The sequence below is a fragment of the Citrobacter sp. Igbk 14 genome (assembly GCF_028069825.1).
GTDB lineage: Bacteria > Pseudomonadota > Gammaproteobacteria > Enterobacterales > Enterobacteriaceae > Citrobacter.
The window spans coordinates 12996-32731 of the sequence record NZ_JANEWM010000024.1 but is presented as its reverse complement, the minus strand read 5'-3'; the positions used below and the strand labels follow the sequence as shown (position 1 = coordinate 32731).

Genomic DNA, 19736 nt, shown 5'->3' with positions numbered 1-19736 from the left:
GATGGCGACCACAATGAACGCATTTCTTCTCTCTCAGATGCTGGCTGGCATCAGCTTCTTACTGGATATTTCCGCTTTTCATTTTCAGCGCCGGGCTATCACTTTATCTCTGCTCACCAGCTCCACTTCCCTGTTGGCTATCCATTTCTATCTTTTGGATCAACACGCTGCGGCTGGGTTAATGATCATTGCCGCATGCCGCTACGCGACGGCCATCGTCACGTTTCACCGCTGGGCGATGTGGGGATTTATGCTGGGATCGCTGCTGTGTAGCGTTTATCTTTGGCAAAATCTGTCGAGTATTTTGCCGCTGATGGGAAGCCTGCTGATGACCTTTGCGTCGTTTCAAAAACACAGCGGAAAACTACGGAGTTACACATTGTGCGGTAGCCTGTGTTGGCTACTGAACAATGTGATTGTCGGCTCGCCAGTTGCCGTAATCATGGAGCTGGCATTTTCAGGCAGCATTCTGGCCGCCTGGTGGCGTCACAGCGCGATCAGACGTTGCGGATGCGTGTAGACCGTCGCCCTGCCCGGTTTGCAAAAACCCACCAGCGTCAGGTTACAACGTTCGGCAACTTCCACGGCAAGCGTCGTGGCGGCTGAAACAGCAAACAGGATCTCCACGCCACACATCGCCGACTTTTGCACCATCTCGTAGCTGGCGCGGCTGGAAACTAGCACCGCGCCCTGTTGCCAGCTTTCCCCTTCCACTGCGCGTCGTCCCAGCAGTTTATCCAGCGCAACGTGGCGACCCACGTCTTCATGGCCCCCCGTCAAATGGCCTGATGGCTGTACCCAGGCCGCAGCGTGCGTACAGCCTGTGAGCTGTCCCACGGGCTGATAATCGTGCAAATGCCGTAATGCGGTATCGAGGTTCGCCAGGTTAAATGTCTGGGTAAACGGCAGAGGCTGGACCGGTTTGCCAATGTCATTGAGCTGCTCCACGCCACAAACGCCGCAACCGGTACGTCCGGCCAGCGCGCGACGACGCTCCTTCAGCCCCATAAAACGACGGCTGGACAGTTCAACCTGGACTTCCAATCCATTGCAGGAAGGCACCACATCCATGCCAAAAATATCCTGCGGGGATTCAATAATGCCTTCAGACAGCGAAAAACCCATCGCAAAGTGCTCAAGATCTTTCGGTGATGCCATCATCACCACGTGCGAAATTCCGTTGTAAACCAACGCAACGGGCACTTCTTCAGCGACTTCATCTGGCTGAGGATGTTGCAAATCCTCACGCTTCCAGAGGGTCAACTGACGCGATCCTGCACAATTCATCACATTTTTGACTTCTTCTTGATGGATTTTATTCACTTTCTTTTAACCATATTGGAACACACATACCAACATTGTGGTATTCTTTACAAACCCCTCCTGGACGGAGGGAAATTCACCCAATTCTGGACCTTTGCGGTCCCGTCCGCAAAGAAAAATAACAACCACTTCCCTCGCGTTCGCGTTAAAGAAAAGCGAAGGGAATGTGACAATGTCGAAACAAGGAGCGAACCATGCAGGTCAGCAGAAGGCAGTTCTTTAAGATCTGCGCTGGCGGTATGGCAGGCACCACGGCAGCGGCACTGGGCTTTGCGCCCGGCGTAGCGCTCGCGGAAACACGGCAATATAAATTGCTGCGCACCCGCGAAACCCGTAACACCTGCACTTACTGTTCCGTTGGCTGTGGACTGTTGATGTACAGCCTCGGTGACGGCGCAAAAAATGCCAAAGCATCCATCTTCCATATCGAAGGGGACCCGGATCACCCGGTCAACCGTGGCGCGCTCTGCCCTAAAGGGGCCGGTCTGGTGGATTTCATCCACTCCGAAAGCCGCCTGAAATTCCCGGAATACCGCGCACCAGGCTCTGATAAGTGGCAACAAATTAGCTGGGATGAGGCATTTGACCGCATCGCGAAGCTAATGAAAGAAGACCGCGACGCTAACTACGTTGCGCAGAACGCTGAAGGCGTGACCGTTAACCGCTGGCTTTCCACCGGGATGTTGTGTGCTTCCGCGTCCAGTAACGAAACCGGCTATTTAACACAAAAATTCTCCCGCGCGCTGGGTATGCTCGCGGTCGACAACCAGGCACGCGTCTGACACGGACCAACGGTAGCAAGTCTTGCTCCAACATTTGGTCGCGGTGCGATGACCAACCACTGGGTCGACATTAAAAACGCCAACCTCGTTGTGGTGATGGGCGGTAACGCCGCTGAAGCTCACCCGGTCGGGTTCCGCTGGGCGATGGAGGCCAAAATTCACAACGGCGCGAAGCTGATTGTGATCGATCCTCGCTTTACGCGAACCGCAGCGGTGGCTGATTTCTATGCTCCTATTCGCTCTGGTACTGACATTGCCTTCCTGTCAGGCGTCTTGCTGTACCTGCTAAATAACGAAAAATTCAACCGCGAATATACCGAAGCCTACACCAACGCCAGCCTGATCGTGCGTGAGGATTATGGCTTCGAAGATGGCCTGTTCACGGGCTATGACGCGGATAAACGCAAGTATGACAAAACCAGCTGGAACTACGAGCTGGATGAAAAAGGCTTCGCCAAACGCGATGTTACGCTGCAACACCCGCGCTGCGTGTGGAATCTGCTGAAACAGCACGTTTCCCGCTACACGCCGGACGTGGTGGAAAACATCTGCGGTACACCGAAGGCTGATTTCCTGAAAGTCTGTGAGTACATCGCAGAAACCAGCGTAAAAGATAAAACCGCGTCGTTCCTGTACGCATTGGGCTGGACGCAGCACTCCGTTGGTGCGCAGAACATCCGCACCATGGCGATGATCCAGTTACTGCTTGGCAATATGGGGATGGCTGGCGGCGGTGTTAACGCCCTGCGCGGTCACTCGAATATCCAGGGTCTGACTGACTTAGGCCTGCTGTCACAAAGCCTGCCAGGCTACATGACGCTGCCAAGCGAGAAACAAACCGACCTGCAAACCTACCTTGCCGCCAACACGCCAAAACCGTTGCTGGAAGGCCAGGTGAACTACTGGGGCAACTACCCGAAATTCTTCGTTTCGATGATGAAAGCCTTCTTTGGCGATAAGGCGACAGCGGAAAACAGCTGGGGCTTTGACTGGCTGCCGAAGTGGGATAAAGGGTACGACGTGCTGCAGTACTTCGAGATGATGAACCAGGGCAAAGTAAATGGTTATATCTGCCAGGGCTTTAACCCGGTCGCGTCATTCCCGAACAAAAACAAGGTTGTGGCTTCACTGTCTAAACTGAAGTTCCTGGTGACCATCGATCCGCTCAATACCGAGACGTCCACCTTCTGGCAGAACCACGGTGAGTCGAACGATGTTGATCCGTCGAAAATCCAGACTGAAGTGTTCCGCCTGCCATCCACCTGCTTTGCCGAAGAGAACGGTTCTATCGTGAACTCCGGTCGCTGGTTGCAGTGGCACTGGAAAGGCGCGGATGCCCCAGGGATTGCCGTTACCGATGGTGAAATCCTCGCCGGTATCTTCCTGCGTCTGCGTAAGATGTACGCCGAACAAGGTGGTGCGAACCCGGAACAGGTGCTGAGCATGACCTGGAACTACTCCACCCCGCACGAACCGGCTTCAGAAGAAGTGGCAATGGAGAGCAACGGTAAGGCGCTGGCCGATATTACCGATCCGGCAACTGGCGCGGTTATCGTGAAGAAAGGCCAACAGCTGAGCTCGTTCGCCCAACTGCGTGACGATGGTACCACCTCCAGCGGTTGCTGGATTTTCGCCGGCAGTTGGACGCCGGAAGGCAACCAGATGGCCCGTCGCGATAACGCCGACCCGTCAGGTCTTGGCAATACGCTGGGCTGGGCATGGGCATGGCCGCTCAACCGACGCATTCTGTATAACCGCGCCTCCGCTGACCCACAGGGGAATCCGTGGGATCCAAAACGTCAGATCCTGAAATGGGACGGGGCGAAATGGAGCGGAATGGATATTCCGGACTACAGCGCCGCCGCGCCGGGCAGCAACGTTGGGCCATTCATCATGCAGCCTGAAGGGATGGGACGTCTGTTTGCTATCGATAAGATGGCGGAAGGTCCGTTCCCGGAACACTACGAGCCGTTTGAAACGCCGCTGGGAACTAACCCGCTGCACCCGAACGTTATCTCTAACCCTGCCGCCCGTATCTTTAAAGGCGACGAAGAAGCACTGGGTAAAGCAGATAAGTTCCCGTACGTCGGAACAACCTATCGTCTGACCGAACACTTTCACTACTGGACCAAACATGCGTTGCTTAACGCCATCGCACAGCCGGAACAGTTTGTGGAAATTGGCGAGAAACTGGCAAATAAGCTGGGCATCTCCCACGGCGATACCGTCAAAGTCTCCTCTAACCGCGGCTACATTAAAGCCAAAGCAGTGGTGACCAAACGTATTCGCACGTTGAAGGCAAACGGTAAGGATATCGACACTATCGGTATTCCTATTCACTGGGGCTACGAAGGCGTAGCTAAAAAAGGCTTTATCGCCAACACGTTAACGCCATTCGTCGGTGATGCGAACACGCAAACACCGGAATTTAAGTCCTTCCTCGTGAACGTGGAAAAGGTGTAACGGAGACGACCTATGGCTTATCAATCGCAAGACATCATTCGTCGTTCCGCCACTAACGGTTTCACTCCCGCGCCTCAGGCGCGGGACCATCAGGAAGAGGTGGCGAAGCTTATCGACGTCACCACCTGTATCGGCTGTAAAGCGTGTCAGGTGGCGTGTTCGGAGTGGAACGACATCCGTGATGAGGTGGGTAACAACGTTGGGGTGTACGACAACCCGGCTGATTTGACCGCCAAATCCTGGACGGTGATGCGCTTCTCGGAAGTGGAACAAGACGACAAACTCGAATGGCTTATCCGTAAGGATGGCTGTATGCACTGTGCCGATCCGGGCTGTCTGAAAGCATGCCCGGCTGAAGGGGCAATCATTCAGTATGCCAACGGTATCGTCGACTTCCAGTCCGAGCAGTGTATCGGCTGCGGCTATTGTATTGCAGGCTGCCCGTTCGACGTACCGCGCCTCAACCCGGAAGACAACCGCGTCTATAAATGTACGCTGTGTGTTGACCGCGTGGTGGTGGGCCAGGAACCGGCCTGTGTAAAAACTTGCCCAACCGGTGCCATTCATTTCGGCACCAAAGAGTCGATGAAAACGCTGGCGGGCGAGCGTGTCGCGGAGCTGAAAACACGTGGTTACGAAAATGCGGGTCTGTACGATCCGGCAGGCGTTGGCGGTACGCACGTGATGTATGTGCTGCACCATGCTGACAAGCCGAACCTGTATCACGGCTTGCCAGAGAACCCGGAAATCAGCGCCACCGTCAAATTCTGGAAAGGCATCTGGAAACCCCTCGCAGCGGTCGGCTTTGCAGCGACATTTGCGGCCAGTATCTTCCACTACGTCGGTGTAGGCCCAAACCGTGCGGAAGAGGAAGAAGACAATCTGCATGAAAAAGACGACGAGGTGCGCAAATGAAACGACGTGACACCATCGTGCGCTACACGGCGCCGGAACGCATCAACCACTGGGTAACCGCCTTCTGCTTCATTCTGGCGGCGGTGAGCGGGATGGGTTTTCTCTTCCCGTCGTTTAACTGGCTGATGCACATCATGGGCACTCCGCAACTGGCGCGAATTGTGCACCCGTTTGTCGGCGTGATTATGTTTGCCTCGTTTATCATCATGTTTTTCCGATACTGGCACCACAATCTAATCAATCGGGATGATATCTTTTGGGCGAAGAATATTCGTAAGATTGTCGTCAACGAGGAAGTAGGTGACACGGGACGTTATAACTTCGGCCAGAAATGCGTATTCTGGGCGGCGATTATCTTCCTGGTCCTGTTGCTGGTGAGCGGAGTGATCATCTGGCGTCCGTATTTTGCGCCTGCTTTCTCAATCCCGGTGATCCGATTCGCGTTAATGCTGCATTCATTTGCCGCAGTAGCGTTAATTGTGGTTATCATGGTGCACATTTACGCCGCCCTTTGGGTGAAAGGCACCATTACCGCGATGGTGGAAGGATGGGTTACCAGTTCATGGGCGAAGAAACATCACCCACGCTGGTACCGTGAAGTCCGAAAGACAACGGAAAAGAAAACTGAATGAGTATTCGCATAATCCCGCAAGATGAGCTGGGTTCGAGCGAGAAACGCACGGCGGATATGATTCCGCCGTTGTTATTCCCCAGACTCAAAAATTTGTATAACCGCCGCGCCGAACGTCTGCGCGAGCTGGCCGAGAACAACCCGCTGGGTGATTATCTGCGCTTTGCCGCGCTGATCGCCCACGCGCAGGAAGTAGTGCTGTATGACCATCCGCTGCAGATAGATCTGACCGCTCGCATCAAAGAAGCGAACGATCAGGGTAAACCACCGCTGGATATCCACGTCCTGCCGCGCGATAAACACTGGCAAAAACTGCTGCAGTCGTTAATTGCAGAGCTGAAGCCAGAAATGAGCGGCCCTGCACTGGCGGTGATCGAAAATCTGGAAAAAGCCTCAGAGCAGGAACTTGAGCTGATGGCCAGCGCGCTGTTTGCCTCTGATTTTGCCTCTGTCAGCAGCGACAAAGCACCGTTCATCTGGGCGGCCTTGTCGCTCTACTGGGCGCAGATGGCAAGTCTGATCCCTGGCAAAGCACGTGCGGAGTACGGTGAACAACGCCAGTACTGCCCGGTATGTGGTTCAATGCCTGTTTCCAGCATGGTGCAAATTGGCACTACTCAGGGGCTGCGCTATCTGCACTGCAACCTGTGTGAAACCGAGTGGCACGTCGTGCGCGTGAAATGCAGCAACTGCGAACAGAGCCGTGATTTGAACTACTGGTCACTGGATAACGAGCAAGCGGCAATTAAAGCAGAAAGCTGCGGCGACTGTGGTACTTACCTGAAGATTCTCTATCAGGAAAAAGACCCGAAAGTAGAAGCTGTTGCTGACGATCTTGCTTCACTGATGCTGGACGCGCACATGGAACAAGAGGGCTTTGCCCGCAGCTCCATCAACCCGTTCCTGTTCCCAGGTGAAGGGGAGTAAGTACTCCGCACCACCGGGCGGCGTAAGTCGCCCGGGTTATAACGTATATGGCGTGACCACGCCTGATATGCCTGCAAAATCCTTGGTATTACGCGTAACCAGTGTAAGACGATGAATCTGCGCAGTGGCCAAAATAATGGCATCCGGCAATTTCATCCCATGCTCCTGCCTGATACTCACGCTTCGTTCAGCAATATCCTGTGAAACGCCGATCACGTTAAAAGCGCCTAGCGCAACGCGAGTACGGGCTTCCTGATGGTATTTTTTTGCGCCCACCATCACCTCCATCCATGTAATGAGGCTGATTGCGTTCTGTGGCGACCATGTTTCTATCGCTAGTTTTGCTTCATTTCTCCCGCTAAACAGGTCGATGAGGATGTTGGTATCAAAAAGCGCTAATCCTTTGACCATTACCATTCCTCACGAAGTTTACGCTGGTATTCAACACCATCTTCCTCACAGCCTTGCCACAGCCCAAGAGCACGTGAAATAGCTGTTTCAGCCTGATCCTGCCTTTCAAGATATTGTTCAACGGCCTCCCGTAAGAGTTCTGCTCGCGGCAGGTTGCGCTGAACCTTGAGGTCATCAAGGCGTTTAATCACCTCATCTGATAAATCGAGTAAAATTCTGCCCATATCCATTCCAGCCATCATACTCACATATACCTCCAGTATATCATCGGCGATTAATTTCCACACAACATACACTTGAGAAAAGCGGGAAAATAGCCTTCACACTAACGATTTTTACTTTTGCGAGCCACTTTCCAGAATCATACACCCCCCTACTTTTCCGATTTTCATCCGTGGTAATCCAGGTTATAAAGCTGTATATCCATACAGATAAGAGAAATAATAAATGGCACTGGAAAGCGGGATTGCACAGCGGGTTGAGGCGTTTATTGCGGCGGGGCGTCCTTCTGCACGCGAGCAGAATATTGATGACCGGAGGGCTGGCTACATCGCCAGTACGGTACTGGCCGGGGAAACTGAATCCCGCGTGCAAGTTGAAGATATTGAACTCGAAACCATGACGTTTCGCGTTGTTTCGCCACGGGGCGCCATGGGAAACCTACCCTGCGTGATTTATTATCACGGCGGCTGCTTTGTCAGCGGTGGATTCGCTACACATGATAACCAGCTAAGGCAACTCGCCTGGTACAGCGGCTGTCGGGTCATTGCGGTACAATATCGCCTCGCACCAGAGCATACTTTCCCAGCAGCACACGACGATGCCGAAAAAGGCGCTAACATCATTTGGAAGTATGCAGAGAAACTGGGTGTCGATCGCACGCGCATCACGCTCGCTGGCGACAGTGCTGGCGGACATCTGGCGTTCGTTTGCGCCTTGCGCCTGAAAGCCGCACAGCAATGGCAACCTGCACAACTCGTGCTGATTTATCCCATGCTCGACGCAACCGCCGGATTTGAGAGCTACACCCGCAATGGACAGGATTACATCATCACACGTGACACACTGCTGTCTGGTTACGAGATGTATATGCCACAGACTGACCTATACCATCCGGAAGTCAGCCCGCTGTGGCGCGACGATTTCAACGGGTTACCGCCGACCCACATCATTACCGCTGAATTTGACCCACTGTGCGATGAAGGAGAAGCCCTGTATCACAGGCTTCAGAAGCAAGCCGTGGACTGCACCTGCCAGCGCTATCTCGGCGTCATCCACGGATTTTTTCAGTTAGGAGGCGTAAGCCAGACGGCACGAAACGCAATGCGCGACGTGGCCTGGCGAGTTGCAACACGCGAGTAAAACGCGAATCGGGTAGCGTGAAGAGTAGGGATTTCCTCCTACTCTTCTTCATTCCCACCTTCGACGTAAGGACCAAACGGCTTCGCAGGCAATACGATATACGTGCCTTCAAACACCACGCCCGCCGTATCGTCACCAAAAAGCTCCACCTGCATCTGCACACGTGCCTTGCGGCCTCTTGCCAAACGGTCAAGATCGCCACTCAATGAGCCCAGATCGGCGATAGCAGTAGGCTTCCCGGTGATCGGCTTGCTGTAGCGGATATGTGCATCGGCGAGGATAATCGTTCCTCCCAGATGACGCTCACGCAACATCAGCCAGATAAGCCCCCAACCGGTAAGCGTTGCCAGCGAGAACAGGCTTCCGGCAAACAGGGTGTGGTGCGGATTCTGGTTCCCTGTCTCGGGCATCGTGGTAATAAATTTCTGCCCGGTATATTGCTGAATACGCACGCCCATTTTCTCGCTTAACGGAATATGTTCGTACCAGGCCTGCTGTAGTTGCCCACACCAGTCACCACGATGAAGAATATCGTCCAGCGTCGCAATGGGCTTAATCATCAGGAAGTGGCGGACCGGTGTGGTTTGCGGCGTGGTGATTTCCCCCTGACTTACAAACCCCAGCTTGGCGAAAAATTCCACCGCATCCTCACGAGCGCTACAGGTGACGCGCTTCACCCCTTCCTGGCGTGCCACGGATTCAAGGGTCATCGCCATCAGTGTTCCGAGCCCCTTTTCTTGCACCGAGGGGTCAACAGCCATAAAGCGTATGGAGGCTTCGTTATCCGCATTGATATACAGACGCCCTACCGCGACCAAATTACCTTCTTCGTCCACCACCATCTGATGGTGTGCCATTGCGTCCCAGGCATCCCGTTCGGAGCCTTTTGGCTGGTGCAGGGGTTTACGCAGCATTTCCCAGCGAAACTGGTAGTAACGCTCCAATTCTTCTTCTGTTTGCGGTACTCGAAGGTGATACATAGTTGTATTCTCTCTTGTTACCCGCGACCACGCCGGAAGCTGGTTCATACTTGTAACCAGAACGTCACGGGGCCATCATTAACCAGCGAAACCTGCATATCAGCAGCGAACCGCCCGGTTTGCGTGTTCATCTCCTGTTGGCGGCAGCGCTCTACAAAATATGTGTAAAGCGCCTCTGCCCGATCGGGTGCTGCGCCTTTTGAAAAACCGGGGCGCATGCCGCGTTCGGTATCGGCCGCCAGTGTAAACTGTGAAACCACCAGCACGCTGCCACCTGACTGCTGCACATTCAGGTTCATTTTGCCTTCGGCATCGCTAAAGATTCGATAGCCGAGTACGCGTTCGCACAGGCGGTTCGCTTTCTGTTCGTCATCATCCCTTTCGACACCTAACAGGACCAAAAGTCCTGGGCCAATTTCACCCGTCACCTCACCCTCCACGGTGACGCTGGCACGGGTTACGCGCTGAATTAATGCAATCATGGTTGCTCTGCTTCTTCTTGTTCTGCGGCTTGTTTAAGTTTGCGGTATTCCCCGAGAGTGACAGTTATTTCCGCGCCTAGCAAGACGATACACCACGTCCAGTAAACCCAGACGAATAAAATAGGGATCACCGCCAGGACACCGTAAATGAGCTGATAAGACGGGAACATCGTGATATAGAGCGCAAATCCTTTCTTTCCGGCTTCGAACAGCACAGCAGCAACAAAGGCACCGATTACCGCATCGCGATTGGGGACTCGCGTGGTGGGTACAATGCTGTAAAGCAGCCAGAACGACAGCCAGGAAAGTACCAACGGGAAAATACGCAGTACGTTATCAATCACCGTGTTGAGATCGCTGGCCCAGCGCAACGACAGCAAATAAGAACTGATTGCCAGGCTGGCTCCCGCCAGCAGCGGTCCCAGCGTTAATATCATCCAGTAAACGGCAAAAGAGTACACTTTGGGCCGCGTGCGCTTACTGCGCCAGATGGTATTCAACGCGCTATCGATGGCATACATCAGCAATAAGGCGGTTACAATCAGCCCGCATGCCCCAACAGCAGTCATTTTGTTCGAGTTTGCGACAAACTGTTCGATATACCGCTGGATGACATCGCCAGTCGCCGGAATAAAGTTAGCGAAAATGAAATGACGGAGTTGAATGCTAACATCGGAAAACATCGGAAATGCAGCGAAAAGAGCAAAAACAACGGCGATAAGCGGCACTAATGAGAGCAATGAAACGTAGGCAAGATTTCCTGCCAGCGTTGTCATATGGTCCTCATCAATGCGCTGCCATAGTAGCTTCAGCCAGGCCCATACAGGACGCGTATGATGCCTGGCTTTTTGATGCAAAAATTTTAGCATAACAACTTCGCGAAATAGTCAGGGATGGTCGTTTTATCGACGACCTGGATACTGGTGATCCCTAACTGGTTAGCCCCTTCAATATTATCGGCGTTGTCATCAAAAAAGACCGCATCGTGCGCAGAAAAACCTTCTGACTGCAGAACGTGCTGGTAAATCCGTGCTTCCGGTTTACGCATGCCCAGTTCCTGAGAAAGATAAATGTGATCGGCTGCCTGGCGGATTTCGGGATACTCATCCGGCCAAAACGTTGTGTGCAGGCGGTTAGTATTCGATAACACAACGACACGATGCCCTTGCTCGCGCAGCTTATGCATGATGTCGATAACTTCGGGGCGTAATGCGACAAAAACGGCCTGCCAACCGTGGGAGAATTGCTCATAACTCAAAGGCAACGCCATGTCATGACACAGCGCCTCGGCGAAGGCCTCATCAGTTATTTCGCCTCGCTCATGCTGGCGAAAAGCCTCCCCCATCGTGAAACTTTGCTTTAGTGAAGCCAACGGTACACGGCTCAAATCGCTCCATGTGCCTAACACGCGATTGAAGTCGATATCGACAATCACATTACCCAAATCAAAGATATAGAGCATGTCCTTCTCCTTTCTCGCCGTGGATGAATAACTGTAGCGGGAAAGGAGAAGTTTGACTATGCGTGCGTGATGACTTCGAACGAATCAGAGCATCAAAGAGCGAGATCACATGGCCAGCGCGTCATCCTGAGAAGGACTCACTTGCACAATTTCAACCTGCTGTGACTGCAGGAGATTGTGCAACGCTGGGCCAGGATACTCATCGGTGAACAGCGCAGTTACCTGCGACACATTACCAATCTCTACCGCTGCAGAGGCCGTGTATTTCGTATGATCCGCTGCCAGCAGAATGTGCCGGGAATGAGACATCATCGTTTTTACTACACTGGCCTCGTTAACATCAAATTCCAGCAGCGCGCCATCGCTTTCAATCGCGCCCACACTGGTCACCAGATAATCGGCGCGAAAGTCAGCGACAAACGCTGTAGCAGAAGGACCGATAATACCGCTGTTATGCGGGCGCAGCGTCCCTCCGGGAACCATTACTTCAAAACGCGGGTTGTTATACAGAATATGCGCCACGCGCAGGCTGTTGGTGATGATGCGCAAATGGTTATGATTTAACAGCGCCCGCGCAACCTGCTCAACGGTAGTACCAATGGTAATGAACACCGTTGAGCCGTCGGGAATGTAATCCGCTACCGCTTCCGCGATGGCTTTTTTCTCTTCCGTCCAGGAGACTTCACGCTGTTCGAACGCCGTATTGACCACGCTGGAGGCTCTGCCTGCTCCGCCGTGATGACGCGTAATTAATCCCTGTTCGCTTAACTTACGAATATCACGACGCACGGTCTGGGTGGAAACATCCAGCAGACTGGCAAGTTCGTCAATATTCATATAACCGCGCTCGCTAATCAGCATCAGCAGTTGATCGTGTCGCGGGTTACCGGTCAGTTCGGTAAGACTCATGAAATTTCCTCGAAAAACCATTGCCCTGGCATTTTATACAAAAAGTGACAGAAAAGATCGGGTTTGATCACAGTCAGGGATCCCCGCACGTCCACCCGGACGCGTACACTTCAGTGCCGCGACGCCACTGGCGAACCTGACGGCCTCTTCCTGTGCGGTCCCACAGGCCAGACTAAATGCCAGCGCACCATGAAAAACATCACCGGCACCGGTGGTATCGACCACATCGACTGAAAATCCTGGCTGATGCTGCACTGCATTATCTTTTATCCAGTCACACCCCTCACTGCCACGCGTCACATAAACATGACCATTTGTGAGCATTTGTGCTTTTTTCAGTCCAGAATCAGTCTCCGTTGTCCCTGTCAGTCGCGCCAGCCCCGGTTCAGAGAACGCAGCATGATCGCTCAATGCCACCAGTTCACTGATGTTCTGCGGCGTAACGTCGCCATCCAGCACGGTCATCACCCCTGACTGACGCGCCAGCGTGAAGGCCTGTTTTGCCCCTTCGTGCCAGCGCACGTCCGCCAACACCACATCCCACTGAGAAAAATCGATCTCCTTCAGCCAATCAGCATCCGGCAGTAAATCCGGGCTGGGATAGTTAACGATAATTCGCTCTCCCTTCGCGTCGACCATAATCGCCGACTGTGAAGAGTTCGCCCCTGCATAGCGCCGGGTGTAACGCGTGTTTACCCCCAGGGATTCCAGCTCTGCCAGCAGGCTGTTTCCGGTGTCGTCATCGCCCACACGGCCAATAAAGTCCACCTGTGCGCCCAGCTTCGCCGCAGCCACAGCCGCAGTCGCAGCAGGCCCACCGCCCACTTCGGTATACCGCTTCGCCACATATTTACCTCCTTCAGTCGGTAAACCTTCTACGTAATAGATGCGATCCATCACGGTAATACCCACACAAGCAATACGAATCATGGTCATTCCTTAGGCGTTTCAAGATGGGATCATTTTAATTTCACAAAATGTTTAAAAAGTGACGGCTGTCAATTTTTTGACCATAAATTACAAATACGATCAAAAACAGACAGAAACAGACGATTTTAAATGACAGAAAATGACATCCACGTCTCAGGAGAACGTTATGGCAGTTATAGCATTTATCGGATTAGGTCAGATGGGTTCCCCCATGGCGAGCAACTTGCTAAAGCAGGGTCATCAACTCAGCGTCTTTGACGTTAACCCGGATGCTGTTCAGTGCCTGGTGGAAAAAGGAGCACAGCCTGCCAGCAGCCCGGCTCAGGCAGCAAACGGCGCGGAGTTTGTCATCACGATGCTGCCAAACGGCGATCTGGTGCGCTGCGTCTTGTTGGGTGAACAAGGCGTTTGCGAGAGCCTGTCGCCACAAGCGCTGGTCATTGATATGTCCACTATCCATCCGCTGCAGACCGACAAACTGATTAGCGACATGGAGGCCAGAGGTTTCGGCATGATGGATTGCCCTGTCGGGCGCACCTCCGATCATGCGATCGCAGGCACGCTACTGCTGCTGGCTGGCGGAACGGCTGAGCAGGTAGAACGCGCCACACCGGTTCTGATGGCGATGGGTAATGAATTAATCAATGCCGGCGGCCCCGGTATGGGTATCCGCGTCAAACTCATCAACAACTACATGAGCATTGCGCTAAATGCGCTCTCCGCCGAAGCCGCCGTGTTGTGCGAAGCACTCGGCCTCTCCTTCGATGTGGCCCTGAAAGTGATGAGCGGGACGCCTGCCGGAAAAGGTCACTTCACCACCTCCTGGCCGAACAAAGTGCTGAAAGGCGATCTTTCCCCGGCCTTCATGATCGACTTAGCCCACAAGGATCTTGGCATCGCCCTGGATGTGGCGAATCAACTGCACGTGCCGATGCCGCTTGGTGCGGCCTCCCGCGAAGTCTATAACCAGGCTCGCGCCGCTGGCCGTGGTCGGGAAGACTGGACGGCCATTCTTGAACAGGTTCGCGCATCCGCCGGGCTAAATAAACACACAGATAAGTAAGGACTGAACAATGACGAAGTACACCCTGAAAGACATCACCCGAGCTTCCGGCGGTTTTGCCATGCTGGCAGTCGATCAGCGCGAAGCCATGCGCTTAATGTTTGCCGCTGCGGGTGCGAAATCCCCGGTGAGCGACAGCGTGCTGACTGATTTCAAAGTAAATGCAGCGAAGATCCTTTCTCCCTATGCCTCTGCGATCCTGGTCGATCAGCAGTTCTGCTACCGCCAGGTTGTGGAACAACATGCCATCGCGAAAAGCTGCGGCATGATTGTGGCCGCGGATGAGTTCATTCCGGGTAATGGTATTCCGGTCGATAGCGTGGTGATTGATAAAAAAATCGACCCGCAGGCCGTGAAACAGGACGGCGCGAAGGCGCTGAAGCTGCTGGTACTGTGGCGCAGCGACGAAGATGCCCAACAGCGTCTTGATATGGTGAAAGAATTCAATGAGCTATGCCACGTCAACGGCCTGCTGAGCATTATCGAACCGGTTGTGCGTCCACCGCGCCGTGGCGATAAGTTCGATCGTGAACAGGCCATTATCGAGGCCGCAAAAGAGCTGGGTGACAGCGGCGCCGATCTCTACAAGGTCGAAATGCCGCTGTACGGCAAAGGTACCCAACAAGAACTGCTTAGCGCCTCCCAGCGCCTGAATGAAAACATCAACATGCCGTGGGTCATTCTCTCCTCTGGTGTGGATGAAAAACTGTTCCCGCGCGCGGTCAGCGTGGCCATGACGGCAGGTGCATCCGGCTTTCTCGCCGGACGTGCGGTCTGGTCATCCGTGGTTGGCCTGCCGGATACCGAACTGATGCTGCGTGATGTTTCCGCACCTAAATTGCAACGTTTAGGTGACATTGTCGATGAAATGATGGCCCGTCGCCGCTAATACGAGGATCAAAGAATGAAATGGTTTAACACATTGAGCCACAACCGCTGGCTGGAGCAGGAAACCGACCGCATCTTTAACTTTGGTAAAAACGCGGCGGTACCCACCGGGTTTGGCTGGCTGGGCAATAATGGTCAGGTCAGAGCGGAGATGGGGACGCATTTATGGATCACCGCTCGTATGCTGCACGTTTATTCCGTGGCCGCATCAATGGGCCGCCCCGGCGCATATCAGCTCGTCGATCACGGAATTAAGGCGCTGAATGGCGCATTGCGTGACACGCGCTACGGCGGTTGGTACGCCTGCGTGAATGATGAAGGGGTCATGGATGCCTCCAAGCAGGGATATCAGCATTTCTTCGTGTTGCTCGGTGCGGCAAGCGCTGTAACAACCGGTCATCCGCAGGCGCGAGTGTTGCTTGATGATGCCATCGAAGTGATTGAGAAGTACTTCTGGAGTGAAGAGGAGCAGATGTGCCTTGAGTCCTGGGATGAAGCCTTCAGCCAGACGGAAGATTATCGTGGCGGCAATGCCAACATGCACGCAGTCGAAGCCTTCCTGATTGTCTATGACGTTACCCACGACCGTAAGTGGCTCGATCGCGCACTGCGTATCGCTTCAGTGATTATTCACGATGTTGCCCGCAGCGGTGAGTATCGCGTCAACGAGCACTTCGATTCGCAGTGGAACCCGATCCGCGATTACAACAAAGATAACCCTGCGCACCGCTTCCGCGCCTACGGTGGCACGCCAGGTCACTGGATCGAGTGGGGCCGTCTGATGCTACATCTGCACGCCGCACTGGAAGCGCGCTTCGAAACCCCTCCCGCCTGGCTGCTGGAAGATGCCAAAGGCTTGTTCCACGCCACCATTCGTGATGCCTGGGCACCGGATGGTGCGGATGGGTTTGTCTACTCGGTGGACTGGGACGGTAAACCCATCGTTCGCGAAAGAGTGCGCTGGCCGATAGTCGAAGCGATGGGTACCGCCTACGCCCTGTATACCCTCACTGGTGATAGCCAGTACGAAGCCTGGTACCAGAAGTGGTGGGATTACTGCATCACCTACCTGATGGACTACGAGACGGGTTCATGGTGGCAGGAGTTGGACACCGACAACAAGGTGACCACCAAAGTCTGGGACGGCAAGCAGGATATTTACCACCTGTTGCACTGCCTGGTGATCCCACGTCTACCGCTGGCACCGGGGTTGGCTCCTGCCGTTGCCGCCGGCCTGCTGGATATCAACGCTAAATAAGCCAGGAGATAAGCAGCCATGCATAGCGGTGGAAAAACCCTTCATCTTCAGGCCGGGCACTACCAGGCAAAAATTGTCACGGTTGGCGCGGGGTTGGCGGAACTGACACATCGTGGGCGTCACGTCGTTATTCCGCATAAACCTGAAGAGATGCCGTTGGCACATATGGGGAAAGTACTCATTCCCTGGCCAAATCGCGTGGCAGACGGCTGCTATCAACATAACGGCAAGATCTTTCAGCTTGCCGTTAACGACCTTGTTTCGCATACCGCCATTCATGGATTGCTGGCCTGGCGAGACTGGCAGATTGACCAACAGTCGGCATCGGAAGTGGTGCTGACTATTTTTCTGCCGCCCTCGTATGGCTATCCCTTTGCGCTGATTTCAGAGGTGATTTACCGGCTGGACGCCACCAGCGGGCTGCATGTCTTTATTCATACACAAAATGTGGGTGACGAAACGGCACCGTATGGCGCGGGCGCACACCCCTATTTGACCTGCAACCTGCACAGTATTGATGACTGTGAATTAGTACTGCCGTCGTGTGAAGCCACACAGGGAGAGTGGGATTTCACAACACCGCAGGTCATCGCGAAAACCTCGCTTGATCATACGTTCAAGGTCTTACCGTCCGGGAATGAGTGGGAAGTCAGAATGACCAACCCGGCACAAAACATGTCCACATACCTGCGTAGCCACCAGCCCTGGCTGCAGGTTTATACCGGTGAAAAATTAGCACGCCGTGGCCTGGCAGTTGAGCCGATGACCTGCCCGCCCGACGCCTTTAATTCCGGGGTTAGCCTGATTCATCTCGCGCCCGGAGAAGCACACCGAATGCATTTTGTAATCGGCTGTGAATAACAGACTACCGAATTACCCTACATTTACGGAGACTATAATGAATTCGTTACTACAGCGGTCAGCCGCCTTAGAACTCAAAGCATTACAGGACGGATTTACCTTAACGTATCAACAGCGTCTGATTTTACGCCATAGTGCCGAAAACCCCTGCCTGTGGATCGGCACAGGGGTTGCCGATATTGATATGTTCCGCGGTAACTTCAGTATTAAAGACAAGCTCAATGAGAAAATTGCCCTAACTGACGCCACGGTCAGCGAATCCCCGAACGGCTGGCGGGTAGATTTCAGCCGCGGTAATACCATCACTGCCACACTACACATTTCCACCGATGAACAGGGTCGACTGAAGCTGGATCTGCATAACGACGATCTCAGCCATAACCGCATTTGGTTACGTCTGGCCGCCAGGGCGGACGACCACATCTACGGCTGCGGTGAACAGTTCTCTTACTTCGACTTACGCGGTAAACCGTTCCCGCTGTGGACCAGCGAACAGGGCGTGGGCCGTAACAAAAACAGCTATGTCACCTGGCAGGCGGATTGCAAAGAGAACGCCGGTGGCGACTATTACTGGACCTTCTTCCCGCAACCGACCTTTGTCAGCACGCAGAAGTACTACTGCCACGTTGATAACAGCTGCTACATGAATTTCGACTTCAGCGCGCCGGAGTATCACGAGCTGGCGCTGTGGGAAGACAAAACCACCCTGCGCGTTGAGTGCGCCGAGACTTACATTTCTCTGCTGGAGAAACTAACCGCATTGTTAGGTCGCCAGCCAGAACTGCCGGACTGGATTTACGATGGAGTGACACTCGGTATCCAGGGCGGTACTGAGGTTTGCCAGAACAAACTGGATACCATGCGTAATGCGGGCGTGAAGGTAAACGGCATCTGGGCGCAGGACTGGTCCGGGATCCGCATGACTTCCTTTGGCAAGCGCGTGATGTGGAACTGGAAGTGGAACAGCGACAACTATCCGCAACTGGATAGCCGTATTAAGCAGTGGAAAGAAGAAGGCGTGCAGTTCCTCTCTTATATCAACCCCTATGTTGCCAGCGATAAAGACCTGTGCGCGGAAGCCGCAGCACGTGGGTATCTGGCGAAAGATGCCTCCGGCGATGACTATCTGGTTGAGTTCGGCGAGTTTTATGGCGGCGTGGTCGACCTGACCAACCCCGAAGCCTACGACTGGTTCAAAGAGGTCATCAAAAAGAACATGATCGCGCTGGGCTGCGGCGGCTGGATGGCGGACTTCGGTGAATATCTGCCGACCGACACGTACCTGCATAACGGTGTCAGCGCCGAGATCATGCACAACGCCTGGCCCGCGCTGTGGGCGAAATGTAACTACGACGCACTGCAGGAAACCGGCAAACTTGGTGAAATCCTGTTCTTTATGCGCGCGGGTTACACCGGTAGTCAGAAGTATTCCACCATGATGTGGGCTGGCGATCAGAACGTTGACTGGAGCCTCGACGATGGTCTCGCCTCAGTTGTTCCTGCTGCATTGTCGCTGGCCATGACCGGCCACGGCCTGCACCACAGCGATATTGGCGGTTACACCACCCTGTTTGACATGAAACGCAGCAAAGAGCTGTTGCTGCGCTGGTGTGATTTTAGCGCCTTCACGCCGATGATGCGCACCCACGAAGGTAACCGCCCCGGCGATAACTGGCAGTTTGATGGTGATGCTGAAACCATTGCCCACTTTGCCCGTATGACCACCGTGTTCACCACCCTGAAACCGTACCTCAAACAGGCCGTCGCACAAAACAGCGCCACCGGGCTACCGGTTATGCGCCCATTGTTCCTGCACTACGAAAACGATACGCAAACCTACACCCTGAAATATCAGTACCTGCTGGGACAGGATCTGCTGGTCGCACCGGTTCATGAGCAGGGTAAGCACGACTGGACGCTGTATCTACCAGAGGATAACTGGGTCAACGTCTGGACAGGGGAAACTTATCAGGGCGGTGACATCACCGTGGAAGCGCCAATCGGCAAGCCTCCGGTGTTTTACCGCGCGAAGAGTGAGTGGGCGTCACTGTTTGCCACGTTACGCAACATCTAATACGGCTCGCCCGTG

Annotated in this window: 20 protein-coding genes; 11 read left to right on the top strand and 9 right to left on the bottom strand. The window is 53.9% G+C overall.

What is annotated here, in order from left to right:
- Nucleotides 1-13: 13 nt before the first annotated feature.
- Nucleotides 14-520, top strand: a complete 507-nt coding sequence (locus NNN64_RS11475) for a YgjV family protein (RefSeq protein ID WP_271441468.1) — start codon at nucleotides 14-16, stop codon at nucleotides 518-520.
- Here the strand turns inward: NNN64_RS11475 and fdhD are convergent.
- On the bottom strand, nucleotides 487-1287 hold the full coding sequence (fdhD, locus tag NNN64_RS11470; protein WP_416348271.1) for a formate dehydrogenase accessory sulfurtransferase FdhD: 801 nt from the start codon (nucleotides 1285-1287) through the stop codon (nucleotides 487-489). The two genes, NNN64_RS11475 and fdhD, sit on opposite strands and share 34 nt — an antisense overlap.
- A 230-nt stretch (nucleotides 1288-1517) precedes the next feature.
- Between fdhD and fdnG the strand changes: the two genes are divergently transcribed.
- The 4 genes from fdnG to fdhE are packed head-to-tail and all read left to right on the top strand — an operon-like array spanning nucleotide 1518 to nucleotide 7041.
- Nucleotides 1518-4568, top strand: a complete 3051-nt coding sequence (fdnG, locus tag NNN64_RS11465; protein ID WP_158654566.1) for a formate dehydrogenase-N subunit alpha — start codon at nucleotides 1518-1520, stop codon at nucleotides 4566-4568.
- A gap of 12 nt (nucleotides 4569-4580) precedes the next feature.
- The gene (gene fdoH / locus NNN64_RS11460; protein WP_202037268.1) at nucleotides 4581-5483 is read left to right on the top strand and encodes a formate dehydrogenase O subunit beta; all 903 of its coding nucleotides are present in this window, start codon (nucleotides 4581-4583) and stop codon (nucleotides 5481-5483) included.
- A complete protein-coding gene (gene fdoI / locus NNN64_RS11455; protein ID WP_271441466.1) occupies nucleotides 5480-6115 on the top strand; it encodes a formate dehydrogenase cytochrome b556 subunit in 636 nt (211 codons plus the stop codon). The genes fdoH and fdoI overlap by 4 nt, the downstream gene beginning before the upstream one ends.
- The gene (fdhE, locus tag NNN64_RS11450) at nucleotides 6112-7041 is read left to right on the top strand and encodes a formate dehydrogenase accessory protein FdhE (RefSeq protein ID WP_271441465.1); all 930 of its coding nucleotides are present in this window, start codon (nucleotides 6112-6114) and stop codon (nucleotides 7039-7041) included. Before fdoI ends, fdhE begins: the two co-directional genes overlap by 4 nt.
- A 36-nt stretch (nucleotides 7042-7077) precedes the next feature.
- On the opposite strand, the gene NNN64_RS11445 is transcribed toward fdhE, so the two are convergent.
- Nucleotides 7078-7452: a type II toxin-antitoxin system VapC family toxin gene (locus NNN64_RS11445; protein ID WP_271441464.1), complete on the bottom strand. Its 375-nt coding sequence runs from the start codon at nucleotides 7450-7452 to the stop codon at nucleotides 7078-7080.
- Nucleotides 7452-7694 carry a CopG family transcriptional regulator gene (locus NNN64_RS11440; RefSeq protein WP_003825279.1) on the bottom strand — a complete coding sequence of 81 codons (243 nt, stop codon included), beginning with the start codon at nucleotides 7692-7694 and terminating at the stop codon, nucleotides 7452-7454. Before NNN64_RS11440 ends, NNN64_RS11445 begins: the two co-directional genes overlap by 1 nt.
- 205 nt (nucleotides 7695-7899) lie before the next feature.
- Between NNN64_RS11440 and NNN64_RS11435 the strand changes: the two genes are divergently transcribed.
- Nucleotides 7900-8814 carry an alpha/beta hydrolase gene (locus NNN64_RS11435; RefSeq protein WP_271441463.1) on the top strand — a complete coding sequence of 305 codons (915 nt, stop codon included), beginning with the start codon at nucleotides 7900-7902 and terminating at the stop codon, nucleotides 8812-8814.
- A 38-nt stretch (nucleotides 8815-8852) separates the two neighbouring features.
- Here the strand turns inward: NNN64_RS11435 and fabY are convergent, their stop codons facing one another.
- The 6 genes from fabY to NNN64_RS11405 form a co-directional block, all read right to left on the bottom strand.
- Nucleotides 8853-9794, bottom strand: a complete 942-nt coding sequence (gene fabY, locus NNN64_RS11430) for a fatty acid biosynthesis protein FabY (RefSeq protein ID WP_170974333.1) — start codon at nucleotides 9792-9794, stop codon at nucleotides 8853-8855.
- 44 nt (nucleotides 9795-9838) lie between these two features.
- Nucleotides 9839-10276: a D-aminoacyl-tRNA deacylase gene (gene dtd, locus NNN64_RS11425; RefSeq protein ID WP_137381428.1), complete on the bottom strand. Its 438-nt coding sequence runs from the start codon at nucleotides 10274-10276 to the stop codon at nucleotides 9839-9841.
- On the bottom strand, nucleotides 10273-11145 hold the full coding sequence (locus NNN64_RS11420) for a virulence factor BrkB family protein (RefSeq protein ID WP_137381427.1): 873 nt from the start codon (nucleotides 11143-11145) through the stop codon (nucleotides 10273-10275). The genes dtd and NNN64_RS11420 overlap by 4 nt, the downstream gene beginning before the upstream one ends.
- The gene (gene yihX / locus NNN64_RS11415) at nucleotides 11139-11738 is read right to left on the bottom strand and encodes a glucose-1-phosphatase (RefSeq protein WP_137381426.1); all 600 of its coding nucleotides are present in this window, start codon (nucleotides 11736-11738) and stop codon (nucleotides 11139-11141) included. Before yihX ends, NNN64_RS11420 begins: the two co-directional genes overlap by 7 nt.
- A 105-nt stretch (nucleotides 11739-11843) precedes the next feature.
- Nucleotides 11844-12647, bottom strand: coding sequence for a DeoR/GlpR family DNA-binding transcription regulator (locus tag NNN64_RS11410; protein WP_202037272.1), 804 nt, complete (start codon nucleotides 12645-12647; stop codon nucleotides 11844-11846).
- Nucleotides 12648-12680: 33 nt separating this feature from the next.
- Nucleotides 12681-13577: a sugar kinase gene (locus tag NNN64_RS11405; protein ID WP_271441462.1), complete on the bottom strand. Its 897-nt coding sequence runs from the start codon at nucleotides 13575-13577 to the stop codon at nucleotides 12681-12683.
- A 166-nt stretch (nucleotides 13578-13743) separates the two neighbouring features.
- Here NNN64_RS11405 and yihU point away from each other — a divergent pair, with 166 nt between their 5' ends.
- From yihU to NNN64_RS11380, 5 genes are read left to right on the top strand one after another with little or no spacing between them, the layout of a single operon-like run.
- A complete protein-coding gene (gene yihU / locus NNN64_RS11400) occupies nucleotides 13744-14640 on the top strand; it encodes a sulfolactaldehyde 3-reductase (RefSeq protein ID WP_271441461.1) in 897 nt (298 codons plus the stop codon).
- A gap of 10 nt (nucleotides 14641-14650) precedes the next feature.
- The gene (gene yihT, locus NNN64_RS11395) at nucleotides 14651-15529 is read left to right on the top strand and encodes a sulfofructosephosphate aldolase (RefSeq protein WP_137381422.1); all 879 of its coding nucleotides are present in this window, start codon (nucleotides 14651-14653) and stop codon (nucleotides 15527-15529) included.
- 15 nt (nucleotides 15530-15544) lie between these two features.
- Nucleotides 15545-16786 (top strand): sulfoquinovose isomerase, encoded by a 1242-nt coding sequence (gene yihS / locus NNN64_RS11390; RefSeq protein ID WP_271441460.1) that lies wholly within the window; start codon nucleotides 15545-15547, stop codon nucleotides 16784-16786.
- Between the two features lie 18 nt (nucleotides 16787-16804).
- Complete coding sequence (locus tag NNN64_RS11385; protein WP_271441459.1) at nucleotides 16805-17647, top strand: aldose-1-epimerase; 843 nt, start codon at nucleotides 16805-16807, stop codon at nucleotides 17645-17647.
- A gap of 37 nt (nucleotides 17648-17684) precedes the next feature.
- On the top strand, nucleotides 17685-19721 hold the full coding sequence (locus tag NNN64_RS11380; protein ID WP_271441458.1) for an alpha-glucosidase: 2037 nt from the start codon (nucleotides 17685-17687) through the stop codon (nucleotides 19719-19721).
- Nucleotides 19722-19736 lie beyond the last annotated feature (15 nt).

Bases quoted from the DNA above. Each gene is read 5' to 3' on its own strand.
- NNN64_RS11475 (WP_271441468.1), top strand. From the start codon at position 14: ATGAACGCATTTCTTCTCTCTCAGATGCTGGCTGGCATCAGCTTCTTA.
- fdhD (WP_416348271.1), bottom strand. From the start codon at position 1,287: ATGAATTGTGCAGGATCGCGTCAGTTGACCCTCTGGAAGCGTGAGGAT.
- fdoH (WP_202037268.1), top strand. From the start codon at position 4,581: ATGGCTTATCAATCGCAAGACATCATTCGTCGTTCCGCCACTAACGGT.
- fdoI (WP_271441466.1), top strand. From the start codon at position 5,480: ATGAAACGACGTGACACCATCGTGCGCTACACGGCGCCGGAACGCATC.
- fdhE (WP_271441465.1), top strand. From the start codon at position 6,112: ATGAGTATTCGCATAATCCCGCAAGATGAGCTGGGTTCGAGCGAGAAA.
- NNN64_RS11445 (WP_271441464.1), bottom strand. From the start codon at position 7,452: ATGGTCAAAGGATTAGCGCTTTTTGATACCAACATCCTCATCGACCTG.
- NNN64_RS11440 (WP_003825279.1), bottom strand. From the start codon at position 7,694: ATGATGGCTGGAATGGATATGGGCAGAATTTTACTCGATTTATCAGAT.
- NNN64_RS11435 (WP_271441463.1), top strand. From the start codon at position 7,900: ATGGCACTGGAAAGCGGGATTGCACAGCGGGTTGAGGCGTTTATTGCG.
- fabY (WP_170974333.1), bottom strand. From the start codon at position 9,794: ATGTATCACCTTCGAGTACCGCAAACAGAAGAAGAATTGGAGCGTTAC.
- dtd (WP_137381428.1), bottom strand. From the start codon at position 10,276: ATGATTGCATTAATTCAGCGCGTAACCCGTGCCAGCGTCACCGTGGAG.
- NNN64_RS11420 (WP_137381427.1), bottom strand. From the start codon at position 11,145: ATGCTAAAATTTTTGCATCAAAAAGCCAGGCATCATACGCGTCCTGTA.
- yihX (WP_137381426.1), bottom strand. From the start codon at position 11,738: ATGCTCTATATCTTTGATTTGGGTAATGTGATTGTCGATATCGACTTC.
- NNN64_RS11410 (WP_202037272.1), bottom strand. From the start codon at position 12,647: ATGAGTCTTACCGAACTGACCGGTAACCCGCGACACGATCAACTGCTG.
- NNN64_RS11405 (WP_271441462.1), bottom strand. From the start codon at position 13,577: ATGATTCGTATTGCTTGTGTGGGTATTACCGTGATGGATCGCATCTAT.
- yihU (WP_271441461.1), top strand. From the start codon at position 13,744: ATGGCAGTTATAGCATTTATCGGATTAGGTCAGATGGGTTCCCCCATG.
- yihT (WP_137381422.1), top strand. From the start codon at position 14,651: ATGACGAAGTACACCCTGAAAGACATCACCCGAGCTTCCGGCGGTTTT.
- yihS (WP_271441460.1), top strand. From the start codon at position 15,545: ATGAAATGGTTTAACACATTGAGCCACAACCGCTGGCTGGAGCAGGAA.
- NNN64_RS11385 (WP_271441459.1), top strand. From the start codon at position 16,805: ATGCATAGCGGTGGAAAAACCCTTCATCTTCAGGCCGGGCACTACCAG.
- NNN64_RS11380 (WP_271441458.1), top strand. From the start codon at position 17,685: ATGAATTCGTTACTACAGCGGTCAGCCGCCTTAGAACTCAAAGCATTA.